10 protein-coding genes and 2 tRNA genes are annotated in these 8,048 nt (G+C 37.0%); 9 read left to right on the forward strand and 3 right to left on the reverse strand.

Annotation, left to right across the window (positions count from 1 at the left end):
* Positions 1-140 precede the first annotated feature (140 nt).
* Positions 141-227 (forward strand) — tRNA-Ser (locus IQ228_RS16075).
* A 301-nt stretch (positions 228-528) separates the two neighbouring features.
* On the forward strand, positions 529-1,239 hold the full coding sequence (locus tag IQ228_RS16080; protein WP_193963532.1) for an NYN domain-containing protein: 711 nt from the start codon (positions 529-531) through the stop codon (positions 1,237-1,239).
* Between the two features lie 210 nt (positions 1,240-1,449).
* Here IQ228_RS16080 and IQ228_RS16085 read toward each other — a convergent pair whose 3' ends face one another.
* Complete coding sequence (locus tag IQ228_RS16085; protein ID WP_193963533.1) at positions 1,450-1,596, reverse strand: hypothetical protein; 147 nt, start codon at positions 1,594-1,596, stop codon at positions 1,450-1,452.
* A 656-nt stretch (positions 1,597-2,252) separates the two neighbouring features.
* Here IQ228_RS16085 and IQ228_RS16090 point away from each other — a divergent pair.
* Positions 2,253-2,576: a hypothetical protein gene (locus IQ228_RS16090; protein WP_027403651.1), complete on the forward strand. Its 324-nt coding sequence runs from the start codon at positions 2,253-2,255 to the stop codon at positions 2,574-2,576.
* A gap of 397 nt (positions 2,577-2,973) precedes the next feature.
* On the opposite strand, the gene IQ228_RS16095 is transcribed toward IQ228_RS16090, so the two are convergent.
* Both IQ228_RS16095 and IQ228_RS16100 read right to left on the reverse strand, forming a co-directional pair.
* The gene (locus tag IQ228_RS16095) at positions 2,974-3,120 is read right to left on the reverse strand and encodes a hypothetical protein (protein WP_160290056.1); all 147 of its coding nucleotides are present in this window, start codon (positions 3,118-3,120) and stop codon (positions 2,974-2,976) included.
* 288 nt (positions 3,121-3,408) lie between these two features.
* Positions 3,409-3,481: transfer RNA gene (locus tag IQ228_RS16100), tRNA-His, on the reverse strand.
* 123 nt (positions 3,482-3,604) lie between these two features.
* Here IQ228_RS16100 and IQ228_RS16105 point away from each other — a divergent pair.
* The 6 genes from IQ228_RS16105 (at position 3,605) to IQ228_RS16130 (ending at position 7,912) form a co-directional block, all read left to right on the forward strand.
* Entirely contained in the window at positions 3,605-3,985 is a 381-nt protein-coding gene (locus IQ228_RS16105; protein WP_039204758.1) for a DUF4359 domain-containing protein, read from the forward strand.
* A 61-nt stretch (positions 3,986-4,046) separates the two neighbouring features.
* Positions 4,047-5,396 (forward strand): serine/threonine-protein kinase, encoded by a 1,350-nt coding sequence (locus IQ228_RS16110; protein ID WP_193963534.1) that lies wholly within the window; start codon positions 4,047-4,049, stop codon positions 5,394-5,396.
* Positions 5,397-5,449: 53 nt separating this feature from the next.
* Positions 5,450-5,629 carry a hypothetical protein gene (locus tag IQ228_RS16115; RefSeq protein ID WP_193963537.1) on the forward strand — a complete coding sequence of 60 codons (180 nt, stop codon included), beginning with the start codon at positions 5,450-5,452 and terminating at the stop codon, positions 5,627-5,629.
* Positions 5,630-5,738: 109 nt separating this feature from the next.
* Positions 5,739-6,557: a 16S rRNA (adenine(1518)-N(6)/adenine(1519)-N(6))-dimethyltransferase RsmA gene (gene rsmA / locus IQ228_RS16120; protein ID WP_193963535.1), complete on the forward strand. Its 819-nt coding sequence runs from the start codon at positions 5,739-5,741 to the stop codon at positions 6,555-6,557.
* Between the two features lie 59 nt (positions 6,558-6,616).
* Positions 6,617-7,564, forward strand: a complete 948-nt coding sequence (ispE, locus tag IQ228_RS16125) for a 4-(cytidine 5'-diphospho)-2-C-methyl-D-erythritol kinase (protein WP_193963536.1) — start codon at positions 6,617-6,619, stop codon at positions 7,562-7,564.
* A gap of 24 nt (positions 7,565-7,588) precedes the next feature.
* The gene (locus IQ228_RS16130) at positions 7,589-7,912 is read left to right on the forward strand and encodes a DUF3082 domain-containing protein (protein WP_039204766.1); all 324 of its coding nucleotides are present in this window, start codon (positions 7,589-7,591) and stop codon (positions 7,910-7,912) included.
* Positions 7,913-8,048: the final 136 nt, after the last annotated feature.

Here is an 8,048-nt window from a genome sequence, read left to right on the forward strand (position 1 = left end):
GGGGATGTAGGGGAGGGAAGAACAGAAGTTTTCATTACCCGTCAAAATAAATTTGACGAACTACTAGCCATAAAAAATCTTTTTTCTGAAAAGGTTGCCTTTTTTTTAATTCTGTTGTAGGATTGCAAAGCGAGACAACTGGAGAGATGGCCGAGTGGTTGAAGGCGCAGACCTGGAAAGTCTGTTATGCAGAAATGTATACGAGGGTTCGAATCCCTCTCTCTCCATTTACCAATAACAATTAAGTTTGATTTAACAATCCTTGCTTTTAGGCGCACAGAGTAGATTTTACCAACAAAACTCAATGACAATTTCTGGATATAAATAGTGAATTTCGCCTAAAGGTGTGCATATTGTGTAAAGTATATGCAGGTAGACGGACAAATATCATATTCACCTAGAAGAAATTGGCTAAAATCTAGCTTATAGGTATTAATTCAACCAAGGCAGTATCAAGAAATTAGTTAAAATTTAGCTATTATCAATTTACCTACAACAACATCCCCACTTTAATATTTAGAGGTATCAATGCAGTTTGAAAATTTTAGCAAGAAAACAAACGAATATAAAGAACTTAAAGAAAAACCTCATTGGCAAGGTTCCGCAACCAAGGGCAATATTAAGCCTAAAGAACCTAATCCAGCTAATAATACTGGCTTTAATGAGGATGACAATCGTGGTCGGGTAGCAATTTTTATTGATGGATTAAATCTATTTCATGCCGCATTACAACTGGGAATTGAAATTGATTATGTTAAATTGCTTTGTCGTTTAACGAAAACTTCTCGATTACTACGTGCTTTCTTTTACACAGGAATGGACAGTGGCAATGAAAAACAACAGGGATTTCTCTTGTGGATGCGTCGTAACGGCTATCGTGTAGTTACTAAAGATATGAGTGTAGTTGTAGATAATTACAAAAAACCAAATCTGAATGTCGAAATTGCCGTTGATATGATTACTTTAGCACCTTATTATGATACCGCTGTCTTAGTTAGTGGAGATGGAGATTTGGCCTATGCTGTTCATGCAGTTAGTAATGTAGGCGCTAGAGTAGAAGTAATTGGTTTGCAAACAACTACTAGCGACAGTGAAGCGCGGTCTAGAAATCATCTGATTGATGTGGCTGATGAATTTATAGATTTTGATAGTATTAAACAACACATTCAAAAAGATGCTGCTATCGGTTATAGTTATCGGACTTCTGGAAATTACCATCTGCAAATTCCCAATATATAAATCAATGGTTTTGGGAATATTCAATGTTGACACCATCAAAAATTAAGCACTTTTTGCAGTTCTATACTCCGCAAGGGAATAAATTGAGTTTTTGCTTAGAGAACTCCACAAAAAAGATGATCCAATAACTATGCTGATTGAGCAAAAATTTCCACAAATCATTTTTTGAGATTATGAAGGCGGTGAATATGCTGCTGCCATATATTTCAATTATTTTCTTTTTTTCACATCTTTAAAGAAATGATCTAATTTGAGCGATCGCCAAAATTTCCTATTGACAAATTGACAAAAAAGTGATTGTAAACCTGTCAATGTTATTAATTTTAGTGATGGTTTGCTGATAGCGTAGCGTGGCATTAGCCATACTCCTGAATGGACGCAGTCCCTGCGCCCCTACCTCCTGATAGCGTAGGTGTTGATAGCTTGCGTAGCGACGCAGGAGCTATAGACATACCACTCCAGGCACAGAGAACAGAAATGAGGGTTTGAGGAATATTTTGCGTAAGTCCTGATATTAAATCAACATGAACTATACTCCACAAGGGAATAAATTGAGCTTTTGCTTCAAGGTAATATATGGATGTAAAAACGCAAGTTATTATCTTCTCAGGTATACATGATTCTTGCTTCTTGCTTCTTTCTCCTGAATCCCAACATACTACGCCAACTTCAAATTATTTTAAGGGAGTTCATATTTGAGAGTATTAAATGCTGCATTCTATTTGGCACTTTTCTCATATCTATGCTATATCAGTGTGGAACTAGCTAATTAATATCAATAAGTATACAGCATATCACAGATTAATGAGGTACAGGATCTAAATTCAAAGCCAGACAGCAAGCCAGTTTTACTCCTGACTCGGTGACTCCTGAATTATGCTGTAGCTACCATGCTTCAAAATTCAGATTTGAATCAAGTATGATTGCTTGTTAATTTATTTTTAGCATTCACTTAAAATGTATCTGAAATAGCTATTTTTTTAAGAAATTAAATCATTGAAGGAGTAGGTGTAGTGAATCAAATCCAGTCAGCTTTAGTTATTAGCTATGTCTTAATGACTGGCTATTTTCTTATCAATTGGTTAACCTTTTCTCTCCGTAACCCTACATCTTCTCCAGCGGATAAATTTCTATCTTTTGTCATGGTCATTATTACTACTATTTTATGGCCTGTAGTTATCATTATCTCTTGCTTAGAAATATTAAAAAAAGGCAAGTTAGAATTTACTACGGTAGCTCCTGTACTTTTTGCAATATTTGCATTTAGTATTTCCTACTATTTGAGTTCTTTACATGAAAATTGGTTGTGTTATTACGATCTATTTTGCCATATATGAACTACCCCATCTTACTTCGTTGAAGATGGGGTTTCTACATCCCCATCATTCAGAGGGAACAGGGAACGGGCAACAGGGAACAGGAAAAACTCATGTTTAAAAACATGAGATTGAAATAATGACACTGTTTTTTTCGTGCTACGCATCTTTTAAAAACATCCTTTTTTTGACTGAGCTTTAAACTGTGCAAATGAGTGTTTCTTATTTGCTCCCTGTTCCCAGTTAAGAGTTCCCTGTTCCCTTCTTTTGTAATAAGTAATTGGACAAAAATATTTACAGTCATTGCGAGCGAAGGGAAGCAATCACAACCCTTGGAATTGCTTCATTTCACTTCGTTCCATATGGCCAACGCCACGCTACGCTTATGCAATGACATTGTGTAATTAATTCTGTCTCACTACTTATTTGGTAATTCTTCTAGAAGGAGGTGCTTAATTTGTAGTTCTTGCTGTGGCGATAAATTGCTATATATATAATTATTCTGAATTAATTCCCAATTATTAATACTATCGTTACTTTCTATATTATTGTCATGTTGAACCATAATTGCAATTGGCGATCGCACTTCATGATTAAATATAACTTTTAGCTTAAACAGTAGAAGCCTCTCACCTACCCGATAGGGAGGTGATGAGATGAATACAATACGCGCGAGTGACGAATTGCCCAACGAGCAAAATTAAGCGCAGCTTAATCAGTGTTGTTGGGCGATGTTAGCGCAGCGGCACGAAGTGCGGAATGAACACTTTCTTGATTTTTCTTTCAAATATTTGATATAATTTTCAACAGTAGGTGTAACTGTCTCAACAATTATTAATACTGAACAAAAAAGGGCGAACGACGGGATTCGAACCCGCGCGTGGTGGTACCACAAACCACTGCCTTAACCACTTGGCTACGCTCGCCATTCAATTTACTTCTGTAAGTCTAGCACGACCTGAGAAAAATGATCAAGTTTTTTGCCAGAAATTAGATAATTTTCTTGGTAGTCTTTAAAAGATTAACCACTATACTAGGTCGAGCTAGAAATGAAACCTTTAACTATGATTATATGCGTAGGAGCAGTGGGCGTTACTGTTCTAGGGGCAATTATGGCGAAAACTAACCCTAATCAGGAGGAGTATGAAAAGTATGCAGTCCAAAAGCTGACAACATACTTGGAAACTGATGTATGTAAAAAAACACCAAGCTTTTTGGAAAAGTTAATTAAAGTTAATTGTGAACAGTTGCTTAATTCCGCTACGCCACATATTAAGGAACTGATTACTACTACTACTAACCGACAAGACTATATGATATTTAGTATTTACCGGACTCAAATCAAACTGGATGCTTGGATACCAGGGTACAAATTTGAAACGGTGGGGGCATTAAATCAATTTTATACTTATAATGCTGAGGAAAAATAAATCGGCGTAAGTCAAATGAAGACTTAATATACAAGTAGTTCTGAAAAATAACTACTATGTGATGAGTTTTTGTACTAATTGTTTGTACCCGCAAAATCCTGATGATGCGTGTTTTTGTATTAAATGTGGTAAGTTGATTTTACTTAAAGAGCGCTATCGTCCCCTTTATGCTTTAGGTAAGGGTGGTTTTGGGAGAACAATCTTAGGGGTGGATGAACATATTCCTTCCCAACCGCAATGTGTAATTAAACAACTCTGTTTTCCCGAGGAAAATCCAGCCGATTTTAAAAAAGCGGTGGAATTGTTTCGGCAAGAAGCAGTGCATTTAGATGAGTTGCATCATCCCCAAATTCCTCAGTTGTTGGCATATTTTGAGCAGGAAAATAGGTTATATTTAATACAGGAGTTTATCTCAGGACAGACTTTGTCCCAGGAATTACTACAAGCAGGGGTTTTTAATCAGGGGAAAATCCAGAAATTACTGCAAGATTTATTACCTGTGTTGGAATTTGTGCATAGTCATCATGTGATTCATAGAGATATTAAACCGGAAAATATCATGCGAAAATCTTCTGGGGGAGATTTGGTGTTGATTGATTTTGGTGTGGCTAAGTTTATTTCTGCCACTGGGGTGATGAAAACAGGAACAACTATTGGTAGTCCTGAATATATGGCTCCTGAACAAATGCGGGGTAAGGTGTTACCAGCTAGTGATCTTTATAGTTTGGGTGTGAGTTGTATTCAGTTGTTGACGGGGATTTCTCCTTTTGATTTATATGATGATACAAGCGATCGCTGGGTTTGGCGAGATTATTTACTTCCAGAAAATCAGGTTACACCACATCTGGGTGGAATTATTGATAAACTCATTCATAATGCTTTGGCTCAACGTTACAAATCTGCACAAGAAGTCCTAGCAGCAATAGAAATAAAAACACAAACAGGGAAGAAACAGCAACCTACTACTCTCCGTTCTGATACTGGTGTTAATTACCAGCAGTTACGTGATTTCCTAGCATGGAAACAGTGGGAAAAAGCAGATAAAGAAACTTGGGCGTTAATGTGTCAAGCTTTATCTAAATGGAGAGTTACTTATTTATCTAATAGTGATTTGGAAAGTTTGCCTTGTCAGGATTTACAAATAATCGATCAATTGTGGACAAAATATAGTCAAGGACATTTTGGTTTTAGTATTCAAACCCAAATTTATTATAGCTGTGATACCGACTATGCCCAATTTTGTAGTACGGTAGGTTGGTATTTGCCCTATGCTACTTCCCCCCGACAACAATTATCTTTTAAGTTATCTGCACCAATAGGTCATTTACCTTCTCACTTTTGGGCTAGTGGTACTCAGTTAGGAAAACACATGAAAGCTTTAGCTGGAAAGGTGGCAAGCTGTTACAATTAGTTTAAAATGGATATCCCAGCGTTAACGTCTTTTTCTGTAGTAATAGCGAGGTAATGTCAACACAAGTTGTAATAGGAAATATTAATCCTGTTGTATTAGAAAAATTACAGGGTTTAGCTCAAAGCCATAACCGCAGTTTGGAAGATGAAGTTAAGACAATTTTAGAAAATTTTGTAGAGGCTGAAGTAGTCAATCAAGAAGTTTCAAGTTACATTTTGAAGTGTGATATGTAAGTGATTTGTGGTATTATTAAGAATGGACTTACATCATTAAGTATAATAAAGATTGTTATTGTCCAATAAAATAATCCTGATAATAAGTCTAATTTTTAATAGCAATAAAATGATTCAACCCCGTAAACAGTTTGCTCAACATTGGTTAAAAAGTGATAAAGCTCTGAACGCAATTGTCCAAGCGGCTAATTGTCACGAAACTGATAAAGTTTTAGAAATTGGTCCGGGTACAGGAATTCTCACTCGTCGGTTATTACCGCTGGTGAAATCTCTATTAGCCGTAGAAATTGACCGAGATTTGTGTAAGTTACTGGCTAAACAATTGGGGGAAAAAGAAAATTTTCTCTTGCTACAGGGAGATTTTTTAACTCTTGATTTACCATCGCAATTAACAACATTTACTAATTTTCAGAAGCAGAATAAAGTTGTTGCTAATATTCCTTATAATATTACTGGACCAATTATTGAAAAGTTACTGGGGACGATTTCTCATCCTAATCCAGAGCCTTTTGATACGATTGTTTTGTTAGTACAGAAAGAAGTAGCCGAAAGATTATATGCTAAACCCGGTTCGAGAACTTTTGGGGCGTTGTCGGTGCGGGTGCAATATTTGGCGGATTGTGAGTTAATTTGTACTGTTCCGGCGGCGGCATTTGTGCCTCCACCCAAGGTAGATTCGGCTGTGGTGCGGTTGAGTCCTAAACAAATCGCAATTCCGGCTCATGACCCCAAAAAGTTAGAAACTCTGGTGAAATTGGGATTTGGGTCAAAGCGAAAAATGTTAAGAAATAATTTACAATCGGTAATTGAACGAGACAGCTTGACTCAATTACTGGAACAATTGGGAATAAATCCTCAAGTTCGCGCTGAAGACCTTGGTGTTGCCCAATGGGTATCACTTGTAAATATTATAGGAAATCGGGAATAGTTCTCTTGACTATTGCCTTTTACCTCTTGCCTCTTGCCTCTTGCTACTAAATAACCGTTATGCGTTCTTACAGTTTAATTGCACCTGCCAAAATCAATTTGTATTTGGAAATTATCGGGAGTCGTCCTGATGGGTATCATGAATTAGCAATGATACTCCAAAGTATAGATTTATCCGACCAAATTGATATTCATTCGTCCAGCACTGAAAATATTCGCGTTTATTGCAATCATCCCCAAGTACCTACAGATAAAACTAATTTAGTTTATCAAGCGGCGGCATTAATGGCTAAGGAATTTCCCAAAGCTTTTAGTAATTTTGGTGGTGTGGATATTACTATCAAAAAGCATATTCCTGTTGCTGCTGGTTTAGCGGGAGGTTCTAGTAATGCCGCAGCGGTGTTAGTGGGAATGGATTTACTTTGGAATTTGGGATTAACTCAATCAGAATTAGAAGAATTGGGTGCTGGTCTGGGTTCAGATGTGCCATTTTGTATTGGTGGGGGAACGGCAATTGCTACTGGTAGAGGTGAACAACTTTCTCCTTTGCAAAGTTTGGATAATTTACATATAGTTTTGGCTAAATATCGCAGTTTGGAAGTTTCTACACCTTGGGCATATAAAACCTATCGGCAACAATTTGGGATTGATTATATTCAAGATTCGGAAGGTTTAGCGGCTCGTGCTAGTGCTTTTCATTCAGAAGATATGGTGAAAGCTATCTTGAATAAGAATACAGAAAGCATTGCCCGAAAACTACATAATGATTTAGAGAAGGTTGTTTTACCAGCTTATCCTCAAGTATGGCAACTACGGGAATTATTCGCCAGTCAACCTGGGGTTTTAGGGACAATGATGTCGGGTTCTGGTCCTTCTGTGTTTGCTATTGTTGAATCTCAAAATCAAGGGGAAATAGTTAAGGAACGGATACGTGAGTCTATTCCTGATGAGGATTTGGAATTGTTTGTCACCCATGCCATTAAACATGGAATTAAAATCGCTCAATAAAATTGCCTAATTTATTACTTTGCTATGAATCAACCGCAAGAAACGCCATCAGTAGATAGTTCTAATCAAGTCCAAGCAACTCCTTTACGCTGTATAACTGGGTCTGTGATATCGGGAGGATTTGCATTTGCTACTTATTCTTTAATGATAGCGATCGCCACTACTTTTGCCAATAAACCCACCCATTCTGATAACCAAACTGTGATCAACATTGCTTCTGCCGTGCGTACCCTAGTTGTAGGTATAGTAGCCTTGGGAGCGGGAATATTTGGGTTAGTTGCATTAGGTTTATTCGCCTTATCAATACAACTTTTTATCCAACAATTAAGCAATCCCAAAAGTAGTTAGTTTTATCTAATAGGAAATAGGGGGAGTCATTTTTTCTGACTTTTAATTAGAGGATGTTTGAAAAGTGGTATCCCGTAATTTTCATCACATTACTACCCCCCTTTCCCCTTGTAAAGGGGAGGGTTAGGGAGTGTCT

Source organism: Dolichospermum sp. LEGE 00246 (genome assembly GCF_015207865.1).
Classification (GTDB): Bacteria; Cyanobacteriota; Cyanobacteriia; order Cyanobacteriales; family Nostocaceae; genus Dolichospermum; species Dolichospermum heterosporum.